The organism is Pseudomonas entomophila, from assembly GCF_018417595.1.
Taxonomy (GTDB): domain Bacteria; phylum Pseudomonadota; class Gammaproteobacteria; order Pseudomonadales; family Pseudomonadaceae; genus Aquipseudomonas; species Aquipseudomonas entomophila_C.
This window is the reverse complement of sequence record NZ_CP070982.1, coordinates 815,224-834,031: the sequence shown is the minus strand read 5'-3', so window position 1 is coordinate 834,031 and position 18,808 is coordinate 815,224. Positions and strand designations below refer to the sequence as shown.

Annotated in this window: 17 protein-coding genes; 5 read left to right on the top strand and 12 right to left on the bottom strand. The window is 63.1% G+C overall.

Features of this window, described 5'->3' with window-relative positions; translation table 11 throughout:
- Nucleotides 1–86: 86 nt before the first annotated feature.
- Entirely contained in the window at nt 87–713 is a 627-nt protein-coding gene (gene rlmE, locus JYG34_RS03655) for a 23S rRNA (uridine(2552)-2'-O)-methyltransferase RlmE (RefSeq protein WP_011532133.1), read from the bottom strand.
- Nucleotides 714–815: 102 nt separating this feature from the next.
- Between rlmE and yhbY the strand changes: the two genes are divergently transcribed.
- The gene (gene yhbY, locus JYG34_RS03650; protein WP_003249945.1) at nt 816–1,124 is read left to right on the top strand and encodes a ribosome assembly RNA-binding protein YhbY; all 309 of its coding nucleotides are present in this window, start codon (nt 816–818) and stop codon (nt 1,122–1,124) included.
- A 144-nt stretch (nt 1,125–1,268) separates the two neighbouring features.
- Here the strand turns inward: yhbY and JYG34_RS03645 are convergent, their stop codons facing one another.
- From JYG34_RS03645 to grpE, 8 genes are all read right to left on the bottom strand, one after another.
- Entirely contained in the window at nt 1,269–1,709 is a 441-nt protein-coding gene (locus JYG34_RS03645) for a hypothetical protein (RefSeq protein WP_011532132.1), read from the bottom strand.
- Nucleotides 1,687–2,169 carry a transcription elongation factor GreA gene (gene greA / locus JYG34_RS03640; RefSeq protein ID WP_011532131.1) on the bottom strand — a complete coding sequence of 161 codons (483 nt, stop codon included), beginning with the start codon at nt 2,167–2,169 and terminating at the stop codon, nt 1,687–1,689. Before greA ends, JYG34_RS03645 begins: the two co-directional genes overlap by 23 nt.
- Nucleotides 2,166–5,387 carry a carbamoyl-phosphate synthase large subunit gene (gene carB, locus JYG34_RS03635; protein WP_213659522.1) on the bottom strand — a complete coding sequence of 1,074 codons (3,222 nt, stop codon included), beginning with the start codon at nt 5,385–5,387 and terminating at the stop codon, nt 2,166–2,168. The genes greA and carB overlap by 4 nt, the downstream gene beginning before the upstream one ends.
- A gap of 106 nt (nt 5,388–5,493) precedes the next feature.
- The gene (gene carA / locus JYG34_RS03630) at nt 5,494–6,630 is read right to left on the bottom strand and encodes a glutamine-hydrolyzing carbamoyl-phosphate synthase small subunit (RefSeq protein ID WP_011532129.1); all 1,137 of its coding nucleotides are present in this window, start codon (nt 6,628–6,630) and stop codon (nt 5,494–5,496) included.
- Between the two features lie 327 nt (nt 6,631–6,957).
- A complete protein-coding gene (dapB, locus tag JYG34_RS03625) occupies nt 6,958–7,761 on the bottom strand; it encodes a 4-hydroxy-tetrahydrodipicolinate reductase (protein ID WP_213659521.1) in 804 nt (267 codons plus the stop codon).
- A gap of 13 nt (nt 7,762–7,774) precedes the next feature.
- Nucleotides 7,775–8,902, bottom strand: coding sequence for a molecular chaperone DnaJ (gene dnaJ / locus JYG34_RS03620; protein WP_213659520.1), 1,128 nt, complete (start codon nt 8,900–8,902; stop codon nt 7,775–7,777).
- A 212-nt stretch (nt 8,903–9,114) separates the two neighbouring features.
- The gene (gene dnaK, locus JYG34_RS03615) at nt 9,115–11,040 is read right to left on the bottom strand and encodes a molecular chaperone DnaK (protein ID WP_011532126.1); all 1,926 of its coding nucleotides are present in this window, start codon (nt 11,038–11,040) and stop codon (nt 9,115–9,117) included.
- A gap of 101 nt (nt 11,041–11,141) precedes the next feature.
- A complete protein-coding gene (gene grpE, locus JYG34_RS03610; RefSeq protein WP_213659519.1) occupies nt 11,142–11,696 on the bottom strand; it encodes a nucleotide exchange factor GrpE in 555 nt (184 codons plus the stop codon).
- A gap of 181 nt (nt 11,697–11,877) precedes the next feature.
- Between grpE and recN the strand changes: the two genes are divergently transcribed.
- Nucleotides 11,878–13,551, top strand: a complete 1,674-nt coding sequence (gene recN, locus JYG34_RS03605; RefSeq protein WP_213659518.1) for a DNA repair protein RecN — start codon at nt 11,878–11,880, stop codon at nt 13,549–13,551.
- 176 nt (nt 13,552–13,727) lie between these two features.
- Here the strand turns inward: recN and fur are convergent, their stop codons facing one another.
- Nucleotides 13,728–14,132: a ferric iron uptake transcriptional regulator gene (gene fur, locus JYG34_RS03600; RefSeq protein ID WP_008096237.1), complete on the bottom strand. Its 405-nt coding sequence runs from the start codon at nt 14,130–14,132 to the stop codon at nt 13,728–13,730.
- Nucleotides 14,133–14,229: 97 nt separating this feature from the next.
- On the opposite strand from fur, the gene bamE reads away from it, so the two are divergent.
- Complete coding sequence (bamE, locus tag JYG34_RS03595) at nt 14,230–14,754, top strand: outer membrane protein assembly factor BamE (RefSeq protein WP_213659517.1); 525 nt, start codon at nt 14,230–14,232, stop codon at nt 14,752–14,754.
- A gap of 93 nt (nt 14,755–14,847) precedes the next feature.
- Here bamE and JYG34_RS03590 read toward each other — a convergent pair whose 3' ends face one another.
- The gene (locus JYG34_RS03590) at nt 14,848–15,282 is read right to left on the bottom strand and encodes a type II toxin-antitoxin system RatA family toxin (RefSeq protein WP_213659516.1); all 435 of its coding nucleotides are present in this window, start codon (nt 15,280–15,282) and stop codon (nt 14,848–14,850) included.
- 161 nt (nt 15,283–15,443) lie between these two features.
- Here JYG34_RS03590 and smpB point away from each other — a divergent pair, with 161 nt between their 5' ends.
- Entirely contained in the window at nt 15,444–15,926 is a 483-nt protein-coding gene (gene smpB, locus JYG34_RS03585; RefSeq protein ID WP_011532120.1) for an SsrA-binding protein SmpB, read from the top strand.
- Between the two features lie 100 nt (nt 15,927–16,026).
- Here the strand turns inward: smpB and JYG34_RS03580 are convergent, their stop codons facing one another.
- The gene (locus tag JYG34_RS03580) at nt 16,027–16,794 is read right to left on the bottom strand and encodes an FCD domain-containing protein (protein WP_213659515.1); all 768 of its coding nucleotides are present in this window, start codon (nt 16,792–16,794) and stop codon (nt 16,027–16,029) included.
- A gap of 337 nt (nt 16,795–17,131) precedes the next feature.
- Here JYG34_RS03580 and JYG34_RS03575 point away from each other — a divergent pair, with 337 nt between their 5' ends.
- Entirely contained in the window at nt 17,132–18,802 is a 1,671-nt protein-coding gene (locus JYG34_RS03575) for a lactate permease LctP family transporter (protein ID WP_213659514.1), read from the top strand.
- Nucleotides 18,803–18,808 lie beyond the last annotated feature (6 nt).

Genomic DNA, 18,808 nt, shown 5'->3' with positions numbered 1-18,808 from the left:
TGTGAAAGCTAGACTACACGAAGTTCGGACGATCCAGACGGGGTGACCGATTGGTTTTAACTATCGGAGCCCCCGCATAACGCCGCTCACGCGCCTTTGAAACCCTTGCCCAACAGGTACTGTTCACGGGAACGGTCCCGCGAGGACGAGGGCTTGCGCATCTGCACCTTGTCGAACTTGCTGCGCACGTCCTTCAGGTACATGTCGAAACCTTCGCCCTGGAAAATCTTGATCAGGAAATCCCCGCCAGGCTTGAGCACGCGGGTCGCCAGATCCAGGGCCAGCTCACAGAGGAACATGGCACGCGGCATGTCCACCGCGGGCGTACCACTCATATTGGGGGCCATGTCGGAAATCACAAGGTCTACATGTGAATCGCCGACCGCCTGCAGGATCTGCTGGAGCACTTCGTCCTGGGTGAAGTCGCCCTGGATGAAGGTAACATCCGGAATCGAGTCCATCTCCAGGATGTCCGAGGCGATCAGCCGCCCCTGGCCACCAATCAGACGACTGGTCACCTGCGACCAGCCACCAGGGGCCGCACCGAGGTCGATCACGCTCATGCCGGGACGGATCAGGCGGTCTTTTTCCTGGATCTCCAGCAGCTTGTAGCTCGCGCGCGAGCGGTAGCCATCCTTCTGCGCCTGCTTGACGAAAGGATCGTTGAAATGTTCTCGCAGCCAGTTTGCGCTGCTTTTGGAACGTTGTACCACGGGGCACCTCGATGATATGCGTCGTGTTTGACTGGGCGGAGCCACAGGCCCTCGGGTAAAATGCCCGTCAATTTTACAGAATCAGACGAAAAGGGTCAGATTATGCCGCTCAATAACGAGCAGAAGAAGCAATACAAGTCCATTGGTCATGACCTGAAGCCGGTCCTGATCGTTGCTGGCAACGGTTTGAATGAAGGCGTGATCGCCGAGCTGGAACGCGCCCTGGTCGACCACGAGCTGATCAAGGTCGAGATTCGTTCGGAAGATCGCGAAGAACGCGCCGAGACCATCGCCGAACTGTGCAAGGCCGGCCGCGCCGAGCTGGTGCAGACCATCGGCAAGAAAGCGCTGATCTACCGCAAGAACCCGCAGCCGAACAAGCAGCTGTCCAACATCCACCGTTACAAGTAACGGTAGCAGGGCTGCTGCGCAGCCCATCGCGACACAAGGCCGCTCCCACAGGGATTGCACCGACCTACGGCGCAGCGCGATCCATGTGGGAGCGGCCTTGTGTCGCGAAAGGGCCGCAAAGCGGCCCCAGCGATCTTGAGTCGCCTACCGCCGCGCCCTGACTGGGACCGGCTGGGCCACCAGCACGATGCCGGAAAAGCCCAGCACCAGGAAACAGAACATCTGCCAACGCTCGCCCACGGAAATCCCGTAGCGCAGCGTGTAGTAGCTGACGCAGGCACCAAAGCCGAGCAGCAGCATCTGGCCGCGGAATTGCCGCCACCAGGCCGCCAGGCCGTCCACCCTCGCCAGCACCGCCAGCTGGGTCAACAACCCGAGCATTGCCACGCCGATCAACCAACGGTCGATCTGCGCGGCCACATCATGCACCAGCAGCGGCGCAAGGCCGCTCACCTTGAGCGCCGGCACCAGCCCCACGTGGAACACCCAAAGGCCACCGACCCAGAACACCTGGGCCAGCTGCCAGAGGATCCCCTCGAGGGATGGCGCCCGCAGACGCCGGTCAGATGTGCTTGACTTCGACAATCTCGTACTCGACCGTGCCGCTTGGCGTCTTGACGACGACCGTATCACCTTCTTCCTTGCCGATGATGGCACGGGCAATCGGCGCACCGCTCGAGAGTTTGCCCTGCTTCACGTCGGCTTCGTCTTCACCAACGATCTGGTAGGTCACCTCTTCATCGGTTTCGGTGTTGGCCAGCACCACGGTGGTGCCGAAAATCACCTTGCCGGTGTGAGCGATGGTGGTGACGTCGATCACCACCGAGTTCTGCAGACGGCCTTCGATATCGCGGATACGCGCCTCGACCATGCCCTGCTCTTCGCGGGCGGCGTGGTACTCGGCGTTTTCCTTGAGGTCACCCAGCTCGCGAGCCTCACCGATCGCCTGGCTCAGGCGCGGGCGCTCGGTCTTGCTCAGGAACAGATGCTCTTCTTCCAGGGCGCGAGCGCCCTGGACGGTCATCGGGTACTTGGTAATGCTCATGCTTTGAGTCCTGCATGCAGATCCTGCAGGCGACGAACGGTCTTTTCCGGACCGAATTTCAACGCCTCGCAGATGGCTTCACCAGCCGCAATGGTGGTCGTGCAGTAGATCTTGTGCTGCAGCGCATTGCGACGAATCGAGTAGGAGTCGGCGATCGACTGGCGGCCTTCGGTGGTGTTGATGATCAGCGACACTTCGTCGTTCTTGATCATGTCGACCACGTGCGGACGACCTTCGGTCACCTTGTTCACACGGCGCACTTTCAGGCCAGCCGCTTCGATAACCTTGGCGGTACCGGCAGTGGCGACCACTTCGAAGCCCAGGGCGATCAGGTCGCGGGCAACGCCAGCCACTTGCGGCTTGTCGTCGTCGCGCACGCTGATGAACGCGGTACCGCCGGTCGGCAGCACTTCGCTGGCACCCATCTGGGCCTTGGCGAAGGCTTCACCGAAGCTGTCACCGACACCCATGACTTCACCGGTGGATTTCATCTCAGGGCCGAGGATCGGGTCAACCCCTGGGAACTTGGCGAACGGGAAGACGGCTTCCTTGACGCTGTAGAAGTTCGGGATGATTTCCTGGGTGAAGCCCAGCTCTTTCAGCGACTTGCCGGCCATGACGCGGGCCGCGATCATCGCCAGCGAAGTGCCGATGCACTTGGAGACGAACGGCACGGTACGCGAGGCGCGCGGGTTGACTTCGATCACGTAGATCTTGTCGCCCTGCAGCGCCAGCTGCACGTTCATCAGGCCGACCACGCCCAGCTCCAGGGCCATTTTCTTGACCTGGACGCGGACTTCGTCCTGCACTTCCTGGCTCAGCGAGTAAGGTGGCAGCGAGCACGCGGAGTCACCGGAGTGAACACCGGCCTGCTCGATGTGCTGCATGATCGCGCCGATCACCACGTCGGTGCCGTCGCAGACCGCATCCACGTCCATCTCGATGGCGCAGTTGAGGAAGTGGTCGAGCAGCACCGGGCTGTCGTTCGAGACCTGTACGGCCTCACGCAGGTAGCGCTTGAGTTCGTCCAGTTCGTAGACGATCTCCATGGCACGGCCGCCCAGTACGTAGGAAGGGCGCACCACCAGCGGGTAGCCGATACCGCCAGCGGCGCTGATGGCTTCTTCTTCGCTGCGTACGGTGGCGTTTGGCGGCTGCAGCAGGTTCAGGCGCTGAACCATCTGCTGGAAACGCTCGCGGTCTTCAGCGCGGTCGATGGCGTCCGGGCTGGTACCGATGATCGGCACGCCGGCTTCTTCCAGGGCGCGGGCCAGCTTCAGCGGGGTCTGGCCGCCGTAGTGGACGATGACGCCTTTCGGCTTCTCGACGCGGCAGACTTCCAGCACGTCTTCCAGGGTCAGCGGCTCGAAGTACAGGCGGTCGGAGGTGTCGTAGTCGGTGGAGACGGTTTCCGGGTTGCAGTTGACCATGATGGTCTCGTAACCGTCTTCACGCAGCGCCAGGGCGGCGTGCACACAGCAGTAGTCGAACTCGATGCCTTGGCCGATACGGTTCGGGCCGCCACCCAGGATCATGATCTTGTCGCGGGTCGACGGGTTGGCCTCGCACTCTTCCTCGTAGGTGGAGTACAGGTAGGCGGTGTCGGTGGCGAACTCGGCGGCGCAGGTGTCGACGCGCTTGTACACCGGGAACACTTCCAGCTTGTGGCGGTGGCGACGCAGGTTCTTGTCGGTGATACCCAGCAGCTTGGCCAGGCGCTGGTCCGAGAAGCCCTTGCGCTTGAGGCGCAGCATGTAGTCCTTGTCGATCGCCGACAGGGCCAGGGTCTTGACCTTCTCTTCTTCCTTGATCAGATCTTCCATCTGAACCAGGAACCACATGTCGATGCCGGTCAGGGCGAAGATTTCTTCGCAGGTCATGCCCGAACGCATGGCGTCGGCGACGTACCAGATGCGCTCGGCGCCCGGCACGGTCAGTTCGCGCTTGAGGATGCCGGCGGCTTCAGGGCTGGCCAGGTCGACTTTCGGGTCGAGGCCGCAGGCGCCGACTTCCAGGCCGCGCAGGGCTTTCTGCAGGGACTCCTGGAAGGTACGGCCGATGGCCATGACTTCACCCACGGATTTCATCTGGGTGGTCAGGCGGGCGTCGGCTTTCGGGAATTTCTCGAAGGCGAAGCGTGGCAGCTTGGTGACGACGTAGTCGATCGACGGTTCGAAGGACGCCGGGGTGCGGCCGCCGGTGATGTCGTTCTGCAGTTCGTCGAGGGTGTAGCCGATGGCCAGCTTGGCGGCGATCTTGGCGATCGGGAAGCCGGTGGCCTTCGAGGCCAGGGCCGACGAACGCGATACGCGCGGGTTCATCTCGATCACGACCATGCGGCCAGTGTTCGGGCAGATACCGAACTGCACGTTGGAGCCGCCGGTCTCGACACCGATTTCACGCAGCACCGCCAGCGAGGCGTTGCGCATGATCTGGTATTCCTTGTCGGTGAGCGTCTGTGCCGGAGCGACGGTGATCGAGTCGCCGGTGTGCACGCCCATCGGGTCGAAGTTCTCGATCGAGCAGACGATGATGCAGTTGTCCTTCTTGTCGCGGACCACCTCCATCTCGTATTCCTTCCAGCCGATCAGCGATTCGTCGATCAGCAGTTCCTTGGTCGGCGACAGGTCCAGGCCACGGGTGCAGATTTCTTCGAATTCTTCACGGTTGTAGGCGATACCGCCACCGGTGCCGCCCATGGTGAACGACGGGCGGATGATGCATGGGAAGCCGAGCTTCTCGAGGACTGCGTTGGCCTCTTCCATGCTGTGGGCGATACCGGAGCGCGGGCACTCCAGGCCGATGTCTTTCATCGCCTTGTCGAAGCGCGAACGGTCTTCGGCCTTGTCGATGGTGTCGGCGTTGGCACCGATCATCTCCACGCCGAACTTCTCCAGAACGCCGTGGCGCTCCAGGTCCAGGGCGCAGTTCAGCGCGGTCTGGCCACCCATGGTCGGCAGGACGGCGTCAGGGCGCTCTTTCTCGATGATCTTGGCCACCGACTGCCACTTGATCGGCTCGATGTAGGTGGCGTCGGCCATGGCCGGGTCGGTCATGATGGTGGCTGGGTTGGAGTTCACCAGGATGACGCGGAAACCTTCCTCGCGCAGGGCTTTACAGGCCTGGGCGCCGGAATAGTCGAATTCGCAGGCCTGGCCGATCACGATCGGGCCGGCGCCGAGAATCAGGATGCTTTTGATGTCTGTACGTTTTGGCATGGTTGTCACTCAAATCCGCGGGTCAGTCGGCAAGCCGTCTTGAACAATCTGGGTCAGGCGCTTCCGGGCGCGGCAATCGCCGGCCCGGGGCCTTGCTGCAGGATGCTCAGCGGCGCTTGGCCATGGCATCGATGAAACGATCGAACAGTGGCGCGACGTCGGTCGGGCCTGGGCTCGCTTCAGGGTGGCCCTGGAAGCTGAACGCGCTCTTGTCGGTGCGCTCGATGCCCTGCAGGGTGCCGTCGAACAGCGACTTGTGGATGGCGCGCACGTTGCCCGGCAGGGTGGCTTCGTCGACGGCGAAACCGTGGTTCTGGCTGGTGATCATGACCACGCCGGTGTCCAGGTCCTGGACCGGGTGGTTGGCACCGTGGTGGCCATGGCCCATCTTCACGGTCTTGGCGCCGGAGGCCAGGGCCAGCAGTTGGTGGCCGAGGCAGATGCCGAATACCGGGATCTCGGTGTCGAGAATCTCTTTGATCGCCTGGATCGCGTAGTCGCACGGCTCGGGATCGCCTGGGCCGTTGGACAGGAACACGCCGTCAGGGTTGAGCGCCAGCACTTCGCTGGCCGGGGTCTGCGCGGGCACCACGGTAACGCGGCAGCCACGGGCGACCAGCATGCGCAGGATGTTCAGCTTGACGCCGTAGTCGAAGGCCACGACGTGGTACGGCAGGTCGGCGGCTTCGATGGTCGGATGGCTGTCGGTCTTCAGTTCCCACACGCTGGAGCGCCACTCGTAGCGCTCCTTGGTGGAGACGACCTTGGCCAGGTCCATGCCCTTCAGGCCCGGGAAAGCGCGGGCGGCGGCGATGGCGGCTTCTTCGCTGATGTTGTCGCCGGCCAGGATGCAGCCGTTCTGGGCGCCCTTCTCACGCAGGATGCGGGTCAGGCGGCGGGTGTCGATGCCGGCGATGGCGACGACGTTGTGTTCTTTCAGGTAGTCGGGCAGGGACTGGGTGTTACGCCAGTTGCTTGCCAGCAGCGGCAGGTCGCGAATGACCAGGCCGGCGGACCAGACGCGGTTGGATTCGGCGTCTTCCGGGGTGGTGCCGGTGTTGCCGATGTGCGGGTAGGTCAGGGTAACGATTTGCTGGGCGTAGGAAGGGTCTGTGAGGATTTCCTGGTAGCCGGTCATTGCAGTATTGAACACGACCTCACCAACGGTCTGACCGTCGGCTCCAATGGCTTCACCGCGAAAAATGCTGCCATCGGCAAGGGCGAGTATGGCTGGCTTAGTCAAGAAGACCTCCCGTAAATCAAGCCTGAAAGGGCGATCGCAGGTTGCAAAAAAGCGGAATGACGTATGGACACGTCACCCCGCTTTTATGCTGAATTAGTCTGCGCGCTTTTAGTGGACACACTAAAGCTGTAGCTTACAGAAAAATGCGTTTTGGGTCTACCTGGAATGTGTCTCTGAAACACAGGATTGCGACAGAGGGAAATTGCGCAATCCGTTGTAGGAGCGGCTTCAGCCGCGATCACCCGCGAAGCGGGTGCCAGGCACTGCGTCGCCTGCATCGCGGCTGAAGCCGCTCCTACCATTACCCCTACGCGAGGGCCCGAGCCATCAGCGCAGCTCGAGCACGTCCTGCATGTCGTACAGGCCAGGCTCGCGCCCGTCCAGCCACAACGCGGCACGCACCGCGCCCTTGGCGAAGGTCATGCGGCTCGAGGCCTTGTGAGTGATCTCCAGGCGCTCGCCTTCGGCGGCGAACAACACGGTATGATCACCGACCACATCACCCGCACGCACAGTGGCGAAGCCGATGGTCTTGCGATCACGGGCGCCGGTCTGACCCTCGCGACCGTAAACGGCCACTTCCTGCAGGTCACGCCCCAGCGCATTGGCGACCACTTCGCCCATGCGCAGCGCGGTACCCGACGGCGCGTCGACCTTGTGCCGGTGGTGGGCCTCGATGATCTCGATATCCACGTCGTCACCCAGCACGCGGGCCGCCATGTCCAGCAGCTTGAGGCTGAGGTTGACGCCCACGCTGAAGTTGGCGGCGAAGACGATCGGGATCTCCTTGCCCGCCTCGGCCAGCAACTGCTTCTCCTCGACGCTGAAACCGGTGGTGCCGATGATCATCGCCTTGCCCGCCTTGCGGCAGAACGCCAGGTTCTTCAACGTCACCGACGGGTGGGTGAAGTCGATCAGCACGTCGAACTCGTCGACAACCTTGTGCAGGTCGTCGCACAGCAGCACGCCGATCCGCCCCAGCGCCGCCAGCTCACCGGCATCCGCCCCGACCAGGGAGCTGTCCGGGCGATCGATCGCCGCGGTCAGCCCGGCACCCGGGGTTTGCTGCACGGCTTCGATCAGGGTCTTGCCCATCCGCCCAGCCGCGCCCATTACCGCAATACGTCGCATAGCCTGTTCCTTCTCAGAGATCGCCGAAGAAGCGCTTCACACCCTCGAACCAGCCACTGGCCTTGGGCGAATGGGAGCTGTCGCCCTCGAGCGAGTCACGCAGCTCTTCGAGCAGCTCACGCTGGCGACGGCTGAGGTTGACCGGGGTTTCCACCGCCACGCGGCACAGCAGGTCGCCCGCCGCGCCACCGCGCACCGGCGCCACGCCCTTGCCACGCAGACGGAACTGCTTGCCGGTCTGGGTGCCTTCGGGGATCTTCAGCTTCACGCGGCCGTCGAGGGTCGGCACTTCCAGCTCGCCACCCAGGGCGGCGTCGGTGTAGCTGATCGGCACTTCGCAGTACAGGTGCTTGCCGTCGCGCTGGAAGATGTCGTGCTCGCGCACGTTGATGACCACATAGAGGTCGCCGGTAGGGCCACCGTGGGTGCCCGCCTCGCCCTCGCCGGACAGGCGGATGCGATCACCGGTGTCGACACCGGCCGGCACCTTGACCGACAGGGTCTTGTACTCTTCGACACGGCCTTCGCCATGGCACGAAGTGCACGGGTCGGTGATGATCTTGCCCTGGCCATGGCAGCGCGGGCAGGTCTGCTGCACGGCGAAGAAGCCTTGCTGCATGCGCACCTGGCCGATACCGCCGCAGGTCGGGCAGGTCGACGGGGTCGAGCCCTTCTTCGCGCCGGAGCCGTCGCATGGTTTGCAGTTGACCAGTGTGGGGACGCGGATGCTGACAGTCGTGCCACGCACCGCTTCTTCGAGGTTCAGCTCGAGGGTGTAGCGCAGGTCGCTGCCACGCTGGGCGCCACCGCTGCGCGAACCGCCACGGCCGCCACCGAAGAAATCACTGAAGACATCACCGAAGATGTCGGAGAAATTGGCGCCGCCGAAACCGGCACCGCCGCCACCCATGCTCGGGTCGACGCCGGCATGGCCGTACTGGTCGTAGGCCGCGCGCTTGCTGGTGTCGGACAGCACTTCGTAGGCCTCGTTGGCCTCCTTGAACTTGTCTTCCGACTCCTTGTCACCCGGGTTGCGGTCCGGGTGGTATTTCATCGCCAGACGGCGGTAGGCCTTCTTGAGATCGCCTTCGCTGGCGCCGCGTTCGACACCCAGGACCTCATAAAAATCACGCTTTGCCATAGGTCATATGCACTCTTGGGGGCGTTCGGCATACCTCTGCGCATCTGTGCGCCATGCCGCCAGCACCTGCCGCCATACGCGAATGCGCCCAGGCAGATGCTGTAAATAATTCTCGTGTTCCAGACACGCCAACGCGGGAGCAAGCCCCCGCGCGGCGACATCCTACCAGCTCACCGCCAAACGGCGGTGAACCGGCCGACAACATGCAGGAATTACTGCTTGTTGTTGTCTTTCACTTCTTCGAACTCGGCGTCAACCACGTCATCGTGCTTGGCTTCCGGCTCGGCCTGCTGGGCGCCGCCCTGTGGCTGCTCGGCCTGCTGCTCGGCGTACATCTTCTGAGCGACAGGAGCCGAGACCTTGGACAGCTCCTCGACCTTGGCGTCGATGGCAGCCTTGTCGTCGCCCTTGACGGCGGCTTCCAGGGCGACCACGGCCGCCTCGATGGCGGTTTTCTCTTCAGCGGTGACCTTGTCACCGGCGTCAGCGACCATCTTGCGAGTCGAGTGCACCAGCGCGTCACCCTGGTTGCGGGCAGCGGCCAGTTCTTCGAACTTGCGGTCTTCCTCGGCGTTGGCCTCGGCGTCACGCACCATGCGCTCGACTTCTTCGTCGGACAGGCCGGAGTTGGCCTTGATCACGATCGACTGAGCCTTGCCGGTGGCCTTGTCTTTCGCGCCGACGTGCAGGATGCCGTTGGCGTCGATGTCGAAGGTCACTTCGATTTGCGGTACGCCGCGTGGCGCTGGCGGAATATCGGCCAGGTCGAACTTGCCCAGCGACTTGTTCTGCGAAGCTTGCTTGCGCTCACCCTGCAGCACGTGGATGGTCACGGCGCCCTGGTTGTCGTCGGCGGTCGAGAACACCTGCGACTTCTTGGTCGGGATGGTGGTGTTCTTCTCGATCAGCGCGGTCATCACGCCACCCATGGTTTCGATACCGAGAGTGAGCGGGCTGACGTCCAGCAGCAGCACGTCCTTCACGTCACCGGCCAGAACGGCGCCCTGGATGGCGGCACCCATGGCGACGGCTTCGTCCGGGTTGACGTCCTTGCGCGCTTCTTTACCGAAGAAGTCGGCAACGGCTTTCTGCACCATCGGCATACGGGTCTGGCCACCGACCAGGATCACGTCGTCGATCTTGCTGGCGTCGATGCCGGCGTCTTTCAGGGCGATGCGGCAAGGCTCGATGGTACGGGTGACCAGGTCTTCGACCAGCGCTTCCAGCTTGGCGCGGGAGATCTTCACGTTCAGGTGCTTGGGGCCGGTCGCGTCTGCAGTGATGTACGGCAGGTTGACGTCGGTCGACTGAGCCGAGGACAGCTCGATCTTGGCTTTTTCAGCGGCTTCTTTCAGGCGCTGCAGAGCCAGAGGATCGTTCTTCAGGTCCATGCCGGACTCTTTCTTGAACTCGTCGACGAGGTAGTCGATCAGGCGCATGTCGAAGTCTTCGCCACCCAGGAAGGTGTCGCCGTTGGTGGCCAGTACTTCGAACTGGTGCTCACCGTCGACTTCGGCGATTTCGATGACCGACACGTCGAAGGTACCACCACCCAGGTCATAGACGATGACGGTGTGGTCGCCCTTGGCCTTGTCCATGCCGTAGGCCAGCGCGGCGGCGGTCGGTTCGTTGATGATGCGTTTCACGTCCAGTCCAGCGATGCGGCCGGCGTCTTTGGTCGCCTGGCGCTGGCTGTCGTTGAAGTAGGCCGGCACGGTGATGACCGCTTCGGTGACGGGCTCACCGAGGTAGTCTTCGGCGGTCTTCTTCATCTTTTTCAGCACTTCGGCGCTGATCTGCGGCGGCGCCATGTCCTTGCCGCTGGCTTGTACCCAGGCGTCACCGTTGCTGGCCTTGACGATCTTGTAAGGCACCAGCTTGATGTCTTTCTGCACGACTTCTTCGTCGAAGCGGCGGCCGATCAGGCGCTTCACCGCGAACAGGGTGTTGTGCGGGTTGGTGACCGCCTGGCGCTTGGCCGACTGGCCGACCAGGATCTCGCCGTCGTTGGCGTAGGCGATGATCGAAGGGGTGGTACGCGCGCCTTCGGCGTTCTCGATAACTTTGGCGGTGCCGTTTTCCAGCACGGAGACGCAGGAGTTGGTGGTCCCCAGGTCGATACCGATGATTTTACCCATGTTTACTCTCCCGAAACTTGAATTAGGTGGCAGCGGCTACATTGGCCAACTGCGGTAATACTTGAATGCTTGACACCTAGATGGGGATGCCCCGACGGATTTCAAGCCTTCTCATCGATAGAAGGTTGCGCCGGTGCCGGCGCCTTGCTGACCACCACCATGGCGGGGCGCAGCAGGCGGCCGTTGAGCAGGTAGCCCTTCTGGAACACGTTGACCACGGTGTTCGGCTCGACCTTGTCGCTTTCCTGCATGGCCATGGCCTGGTGGTGCTCGGCGTTGAACGGCTCGCCGTGCGGCTCGAGGGCTTCCAGGTTGTAGCGCTTGAGGGTGTCGTGGAACATCTTCAGGGTCAGCTCGATGCCTTCGCGCATCGGCTTGATGGTGTCGTCGTCGGCGCTGGACAGTTCCAGGCCACGCTCCAGGCTGTCGATGATCGGCAGCAGGTCGCCGGCGAACTTCTCCAGCGCGAACTTGTGGGCCTTCTCGACGTCCTGCTCGGCACGGCGGCGAATGTTCTGCAGGTCGGCGGCGGCGCGCAGGGACTGGTCCTTGGCGGCGGCCAGCTGCTCCTCGAGCTCCAGGACGCGGGCATCGACGTTCGCTGCGCCGGCTTCTTCGGAATTCAGGTTCTTCTCATCCAGCTGTTCGTCAGCCATTAGGTTTCTCCTCCGCAATTTCTGTTGTACGAGCCAGGCTCGCCATGTCTTGCCGGCTATATGGGGCCGGAAAAACCAGGTTCAAGGGGCGATGCGCTTTTCCACATTCATCGGCGGCTATTGGCAGAGCCACGAAAAGCACTGTATAAATATCCAGATACGACCCTTCGGGAGCCGCCCCATGCTGGTGCACCTGTCCATTCACAACTACGCCATCGTCGAACACCTCGACCTCGAACTCGCCCGCGGCATGTCCGTGATCACCGGCGAGACCGGGGCCGGCAAGTCGATCATGCTCGACGCCCTCGGCCTGGCCCTGGGCGACCGCGCCGACAGCGGCGTGGTGCGCCCGGGCGCGGACAAGGCCGACATCCTCGCCACCTTCGACCTGGTCGACATCCCCGAAGCCCACGACTGGCTCGTGGAGCGCGACCTGGAAAGCGACGGCCCGTGCATCCTGCGCCGGGTGATCACCGCCGAAGGCCGCAGCCGCGGCTACATCAACGGCACGCCCTGCCCGCTGGGCGACCTGAAGGCGCTGGGCGAGCTGCTGATCGATATCCACAGCCAGCATGAGCACCAGTCGCTGCTGAAAACCGACACCCACCGCCGCCTGGTGGACGAGTACGCCGGCGCCACTGATCTCGCACGCCAGGTGCAACTGGCCGCCAAGCGCTGGAACCAGACCCGCCTGGAGCTGGAGCGGCTGAGCAATTCAGGGGACGAGCAGCGCGCGCGCCACCAGTTGCTCAGCTATCAACTCGAAGAGCTGGACAACCTGGGGCTGGGCGAGCACGAGCTGGAACAGCTTGAGCAAGAGCACAAGAACCTGACCAATGCCGAAGCCCTGTTCGGTATCTGCCGCCAGGTCATCGACCAGTGCAGCGAAAGCGACTCGGGCAACGTGCTCAACGCCCTGACCGTCAGCCTCAACCGGCTCACCGCTGTCAGCAACGCCCCCAAGGCGCTGGGCGAGGCGGTCAACCTGATTGCCAGCGCGCAGATCCAGGTGGAAGAAGCGGTTGGTGAGCTCAATCGCTTCCTCGACCATTTCGATGCCGACCCCATGCGCCTGCAAGCACTGGAAGAGCGGCTCGACACCATCTATACGCTGGCGCGCAAACACCGCGTGCACCCCACCGAACTGCCGCACCTGCAACAGCGCCTGATGGAAGAGCTGGAGAGCCTGAACGCCAGCGACGAGTCGATCGAACGCCTGGGCGAAGAGCTGGCAGCCTACGCCCACCACTATAAAGAGAAGGCTTGCGAACTCAGCGCCCTGCGCCAGCAGGCCGCGAAGCAGCTGGCCACTGCCGTCGAGCAGGAGATCCAGCGCCTGGGGATGCCGGGCGGGCGTTTCTGCATTGCGCTCACCCCCTTCGACAACGGCGAGCTTTCACCCCATGGGCTGGAGCAGATCGAGCTGCTGGTCAGCGCCAACCCCGGCCAACCACTCAAAGGGCTGGCCAAGGTGGCATCGGGTGGCGAGCTGTCGCGCATCAGCCTGGCGATCCAGGTGATCACCGCACAAACCTCGCGCATCCCGACGCTGGTGTTCGACGAAGTGGACGTGGGCATCGGTGGCCCCACTGCGGAAATCGTCGGCCAGTTGCTGCGCCGGCTGGGTGAACGCGGCCAGGTGCTGACCGTGACCCACCTGCCCCAAGTCGCGGCGCAGGGGCACCACCACCTGTTCGTGCACAAGGTGCGCAACAGCGACACCACCCACACCGCCGTCGCCAGCCTGGGCAAGCGTGAGCGGGTCGAGGAAGTGGCGCGGATGCTTGGCGGGATCGACCTGACCAAGGAATCGCTGGCCCATGCGCGCAAGATGGTGGTGAGCGGCAAGGCTTGAGACCTGTTCGCTTGCAGGAGCGGCTTTAGCCGCGATGCCGGCGACGCGGTGCCTGGCACCCGCTTTGCGGGCGATCGCGGCTGAAGCCGCTCCTACGGGGGGATGCTGCAGTTTTCCCCCGAAAAGCACAAAGGCGACCCTAGGGTCGCCTTTGCTGTCGATAACGATCGAAATCGTTACTTCTTCTTACGCACATAGAGGACCAGATTGTGGTCCACCAGCTCGTAGCCGTGCTCGGCCACGATCTCTTTCTGACGGCGTTCGATTTCAGCATCCATGAATTCGATGACCTCACTGGTCTCTACGTTGACCATGTGGTCGTGGTGGCCGCCGTCGGCCAGCTCGAACACCGCGTGGCCGCCGTCGAAGTTGTGGCGAACCACCAGACCCGCCGCTTCGAACTGGGTCAGTACGCGATACACGGTCGCCAGACCGACATCCTCGCCAGCCTCCATCAGCGCCTTGTAGACATCCTCGGCACTCATGTGACGCTGCTCGGTGGAGTCGAGCATCTGAAGGATCTTGACTCGAGGCAGGGTTACCTTGAGGCCCGCTTTGCGCAATTCGCTATTTTCAACCATGGTCAGCTTTCTCGCCGATGCTGCTTCGCAGCTTCTCTTAATACGGGTATGATCGGGGTTTACGTTGTCCAGCCAAGATAGTGGAAGTCGCCCACCGATGCAAAACAACACCAAGCTCTTGCTAACCAGTTTCACTCTCGTGGGACTGCTCGCACTCGCCGGTTGCTCGTTTCCCGGGGTTTACAAAATCGACATCCAGCAGGGCAATGTCGTCACGCAGGACATGATAGACCAATTGCGTCCCGGAATGACCCGTCGGCAAGTAAGGTTTATCATGGGCAACCCGCTGATCCAGGACACTTTCCACACCAACCGCTGGGACTATCTCTATAGCCTGCAGCCCGGTGGCGGCCAGCGTCAGCAAGAGCGCATGAGCATCTTCTTCAACGAAAGCGACCAACTGGTCAGCCTGTCCGGCGACTTCATGCCGGGCGTGAGCCGCGACCAGGAGATCCTCGGCGGCAGCGGCGACACCACGGTAAGCCCAAACAAACAACCAAGCCAGCCGCAGGAAAAACCGGCCAAGCCTGGTTCGCTGGAAGACACCCTGCAGAAAGAGATCGACACCATCGAGACCACCCCGGTCCCGACGCCAGCGCCGCTGGAAACCTCTCCGCAGTAATCGCGGCGTAAAAAAAGCCCGGACTGGATCCGGGCTTTTTATTACCTGCTTGAAGGGGGCCAGACGCTCGGACGCGGCGCATACCCCCAGGCTTCAGCCATGGAGCTGCTTGGCACGCTGGCAGAAAGCATCGACCATGGTATTGGCCGCCTGGTTGAACAGCGGCCCCAGGGTGGCGCGCACCAACGCCCCGGCATAATCGAACGACAGGTCGAGGCTGATCTTGCAGGCCTTCTCACCCAGCGGCTTGAACACCCACAGCCCGTGCAGCTGGCTGAACGGTCCTTCTTCGAGGTTCATCTCGATCGACTGCCCCGGCACCAGCACATTGCTAGTGACAAATTGCTGGCTCATCCCACCCTTGGCCACTTCGAGCCTGGCGCGCATGTGCGTGTCGCTGGCCTCAATCACCGTCGTGGCCGAGCACCAGGGCAGGAACTCCGGGTAGCTGGCCACATCGTTGACCAGGTCGTAGAGCGCCTGGGCAGGGTATGGCAGCAGGGCGGAGCGTTGAATATGGGTAGTCATCCAGGCGTCACTTCCAATCTGGGCGGCGGCGCATTGCAGCGCCTCGAATACGGTTCTGCGCGGCAGAACGAGGCGTGTATTGTCCGGGATTCACACAACTGGCTCAAGCGCACCTAAACCCCGTAGCCGAGGACGCGGACTCTCCCTATAATGCCGCCCCTATGGCTAAGCAAAAGAAACATCCGACCGGGACCATCGCGCAGAACAAAAAGGCGCGACACGATTACTTCATCGAACACAAGTTCGAGGCCGGGCTGGTCCTGTCCGGTTGGGAAGTAAAGAGCCTGCGGGCCGGCAAGGCGCACCTGACCGACAGCTACGTGCTGCTCAAGGACGGCGAAGCCTGGCTGTTCGGCAGCCACATCACCCCGCTGACCACCGCCAGCACCCACGTCATCGCCGACCCCATCCGCACCCGCAAGCTGCTGCTGAACAAGCGCGAGCTGGAGCGCCTGGAAGCGGCCGTGGCGCAGAAGGGCTACACCTGCGTGGCGATGTCGCTGTACTGGAGCAAGCACCTGATCAAGTGCGAGATCGCGCTGGGCAAGGGCAAGAAGGAGTTCGACAAGCGCGACACCGTGCGCGAGCGCGACTCCAACCGCGAGCTGCAGCGCACCATGCGCAACAAGGGCAAGGAAGAGTAAGCAGCCCTTCGCATTGTGGCGCCTGCATCGCGGATGAATCCGCTCCTACAGGTTTCACACCCTCTGTAGGAGCGGATTCATCCGCGATAAGCCACGACGCTTAACGCCCGCTGCGCCGCTCCGCCCGCGCCACCCGCTGCGCTTGCTGCTGCGCCTCTTCCAGCACCTCCTGCACATACAGGATGTGCCGGCTGGAAACCTCCCGCGCATCCTCCGCGCGCCCTTCGACAATCGCCTGGTACAACTCGCGATGCTGGCTGATCAGCATATCGCGCGTCTCGCTGCGCTGTTGATACATGCCGCCGATGTTGGTCACCACGTTGCGCTTGAGCAGGTCGAACAACCCGCGGATGGTGTGCAGCAGCACGGCATTGTGGCTGGCCTCGGCAATGGCCAGGTGGAAGCGCGCATCGGCCGCGCCCTCCTCCGCCCGGTCCACTTCGCCGACACGGTGGTAGCAGTCCTGCAGCGCGTCGAACGCAACCTTCAACCGCTCGCGATCAGGCTCGGTGGCGCGCTGGGCCGCATAGTAGGCGCATGACGCCTCCAGGGTGTGGCGGAACTCCAGCAGGTCGCGCTGGGCCTCCGGGTTACGCTCCAGCAGCTGCAGCAACGGGTCGCTGAAGGTGGAACCCAAAGCTTCGGCCACGTAGTTGCCGCCACCCTGGCGGCTGACCAGCAACCCCTTGGCCACCAGCTTTTGGATCGCCTCGCGCAGCGACGGGCGGGACACGCCGAACTGCTCGGCCAGCACGCGCTCGGCGGGCAGGCGCTGCCCCGACGTGAGCGTGCCTTCGAGAATCATCCCTTCCAACCGATCGACGATGTCGTCGGACAGGCGCCGTTGGCGGACCTGATCAAAAACCATTGCTTGCTCTCCACATGCCCCGGCACCGATTTCGGGGGCGCTTATTCTGCGCTTATCCGCAGCGGGGCGACAGATGTTCCGCCACGCTGGGGCCGCCTGGCGGCCCGTTCGCAGCACAAGGCCGCTCCCAAAACAGCCGCAGAAAAACCCGAATGCGTCACCACCGCGACCTCACTCATCCAAACGGCCGCTCATCGGCGCTCGACCAAAGTTTTGTGTAGGACAAATTGACACAGCCATGACCGGGCTCTTAACCTAGCGCCCAGCCATTGTAAATTGGTCTTACCAATTATCCAATGCCAGTGCCTTGACCAACAACAATTAGGGGCCACCCCATATGCAAACCTGGCAACAACTCTATACCCCGCTTGGTAGCCTTGGCCTGTCCGCGCTGGCGGCGGTCATCCCCATCGTGTTCTTCTTCCTCGCCCTCGCCGTGTTCCGCCTCAAAGGCCACGTCGCCGGCAGCATCACCCTCGCGCTGTCGATCCTGGTGGCGATCTTCGCCTTCCAGATGCCGGTCGACATGGCCCTGGCCGCCGCAGGTTATGGCTTCCTCTACGGCCTGTGGCCGATTGCCTGGATCATCGTCGCCGCGGTGTTCCTCTACAAACTCACGGTCAAGAGCGGCCAGTTCGAAGTGATCCGCAGCTCGGTGCTGTCGATCACCGACGACCAGCGCCTGCAAGTGCTGCTGATCGGCTTCTGCTTCGGTGCCTTCCTCGAGGGTGCGGCCGGCTTCGGCGCGCCGGTGGCCATCACCGCCGCGCTGCTGGTGGGCCTGGGCTTCAACCCGCTGTACGCCGCCGGCCTGTGCCTGATCGCCAACACCGCGCCGGTGGCCTTCGGCGCCCTGGGCATCCCGATCATCGTCGCCGGGCAAGTGACCGGCATCGACGCCTTCCACATCGGCGCCATGACCGGCCGCCAGCTGCCGCTGCTGTCGCTGTTCGTGCCGTTCTGGCTGGTGTTCATGATGGACGGCCTGCGCGGCGTGAAAGAGACCTGGCCCGCCGCCCTGGTCGCCGGCGCAAGCTTCGCCGTCACCCAGTACTTCACCTCCAACTTCATCGGCCCGGAGCTGCCGGACATCACCTCGGCCCTGGCCAGCCTGATCGCCCTGACCCTGTTCCTGAAAGTCTGGCAGCCCAAGCGCTCGTTCGCCGAAGCCAAGGGCAGCGTCGGCGCCGCCGTGGTCAGCAGCGGTGGCAGCCAGCCTTCGCCGTACAGCCTGGGCGAGATCTTCAAGGCCTGGTCGCCGTTCCTGATCCTGACCGTGCTGGTCACGATCTGGACCCTGAAGCCGTTCAAGGCAGCCTTCGCCCCGGGCGGCGCGATGTACAACTTCGTGTTCAACTTCGCCATCCCGCATCTCGACCAACTGGTGATCAAGACCGCGCCGATCGTCACCGCACCAACCGCCATGCCGGCAGTGTTCAAGCTCGACCCGATCTCCGCCACCGGCACCGCGATCTTCCTCTCCGCACTGATCTCGATGTGGGTGCTGAAGATCAACCTAAAAACTGGTCTGACCACTTTCAAAGAGACCTTCTGGGAACTGCGCTGGCCGATCCTGTCGATCGGCATGGTGCTGGCCTTCGCCTTCGTCACCAACTACTCGGGCATGTCCTCGACCATGGCCCTGGTACTGGCCGGCACGGGCGCCGCGTTCCCGTTCTTCTCGCCGTTCCTCGGTTGGCTGGGCGTGTTCCTGACCGGTTCCGACACCTCGTCCAACGCCCTGTTCAGCTCGCTGCAGGCCACCACCGCGCACCAGATCGGGGTCAACGACACCCTGCTGGTGGCGGCCAACACCAGCGGCGGCGTGACCGGCAAGATGATCTCGCCACAGTCGATCGCCGTGGCCTGCGCCGCCACCGGCCTGGTGGGCAAGGAGTCCGACCTGTTCCGCTTCACCGTCAAGCACAGCCTGTTCTTCGCCACCATCGTCGGCCTGATCACCCTGATCCAGGCCTACTGGCTGACCGGCATGCTGGTTCATCACTAAAGTGAA

Coding starts and splice junctions, on each gene's coding strand:
- yhbY (WP_003249945.1), top strand. CDS start 816: ATGCCGCTCAATAACGAGCAGAAGAAGCAATACAAGTCCATTGGTCAT.
- greA (WP_011532131.1), bottom strand. CDS start 2,169: ATGAGCATTACCAAGTACCCGATGACCGTCCAGGGCGCTCGCGCCCTG.
- carB (WP_213659522.1), bottom strand. CDS start 5,387: ATGCCAAAACGTACAGACATCAAAAGCATCCTGATTCTCGGCGCCGGC.
- dapB (WP_213659521.1), bottom strand. CDS start 7,761: ATGCGACGTATTGCGGTAATGGGCGCGGCTGGGCGGATGGGCAAGACC.
- dnaJ (WP_213659520.1), bottom strand. CDS start 8,902: ATGGCAAAGCGTGATTTTTATGAGGTCCTGGGTGTCGAACGCGGCGCC.
- dnaK (WP_011532126.1), bottom strand. CDS start 11,040: ATGGGTAAAATCATCGGTATCGACCTGGGGACCACCAACTCCTGCGTC.
- grpE (WP_213659519.1), bottom strand. CDS start 11,696: ATGGCTGACGAACAGCTGGATGAGAAGAACCTGAATTCCGAAGAAGCC.
- recN (WP_213659518.1), top strand. CDS start 11,878: ATGCTGGTGCACCTGTCCATTCACAACTACGCCATCGTCGAACACCTC.
- fur (WP_008096237.1), bottom strand. CDS start 14,132: ATGGTTGAAAATAGCGAATTGCGCAAAGCGGGCCTCAAGGTAACCCTG.
- bamE (WP_213659517.1), top strand. CDS start 14,230: ATGCAAAACAACACCAAGCTCTTGCTAACCAGTTTCACTCTCGTGGGA.
- JYG34_RS03590 (WP_213659516.1), bottom strand. CDS start 15,282: ATGACTACCCATATTCAACGCTCCGCCCTGCTGCCATACCCTGCCCAG.
- smpB (WP_011532120.1), top strand. CDS start 15,444: ATGGCTAAGCAAAAGAAACATCCGACCGGGACCATCGCGCAGAACAAA.
- JYG34_RS03580 (WP_213659515.1), bottom strand. CDS start 16,794: ATGGTTTTTGATCAGGTCCGCCAACGGCGCCTGTCCGACGACATCGTC.
- JYG34_RS03575 (WP_213659514.1), top strand. CDS start 17,132: ATGCAAACCTGGCAACAACTCTATACCCCGCTTGGTAGCCTTGGCCTG.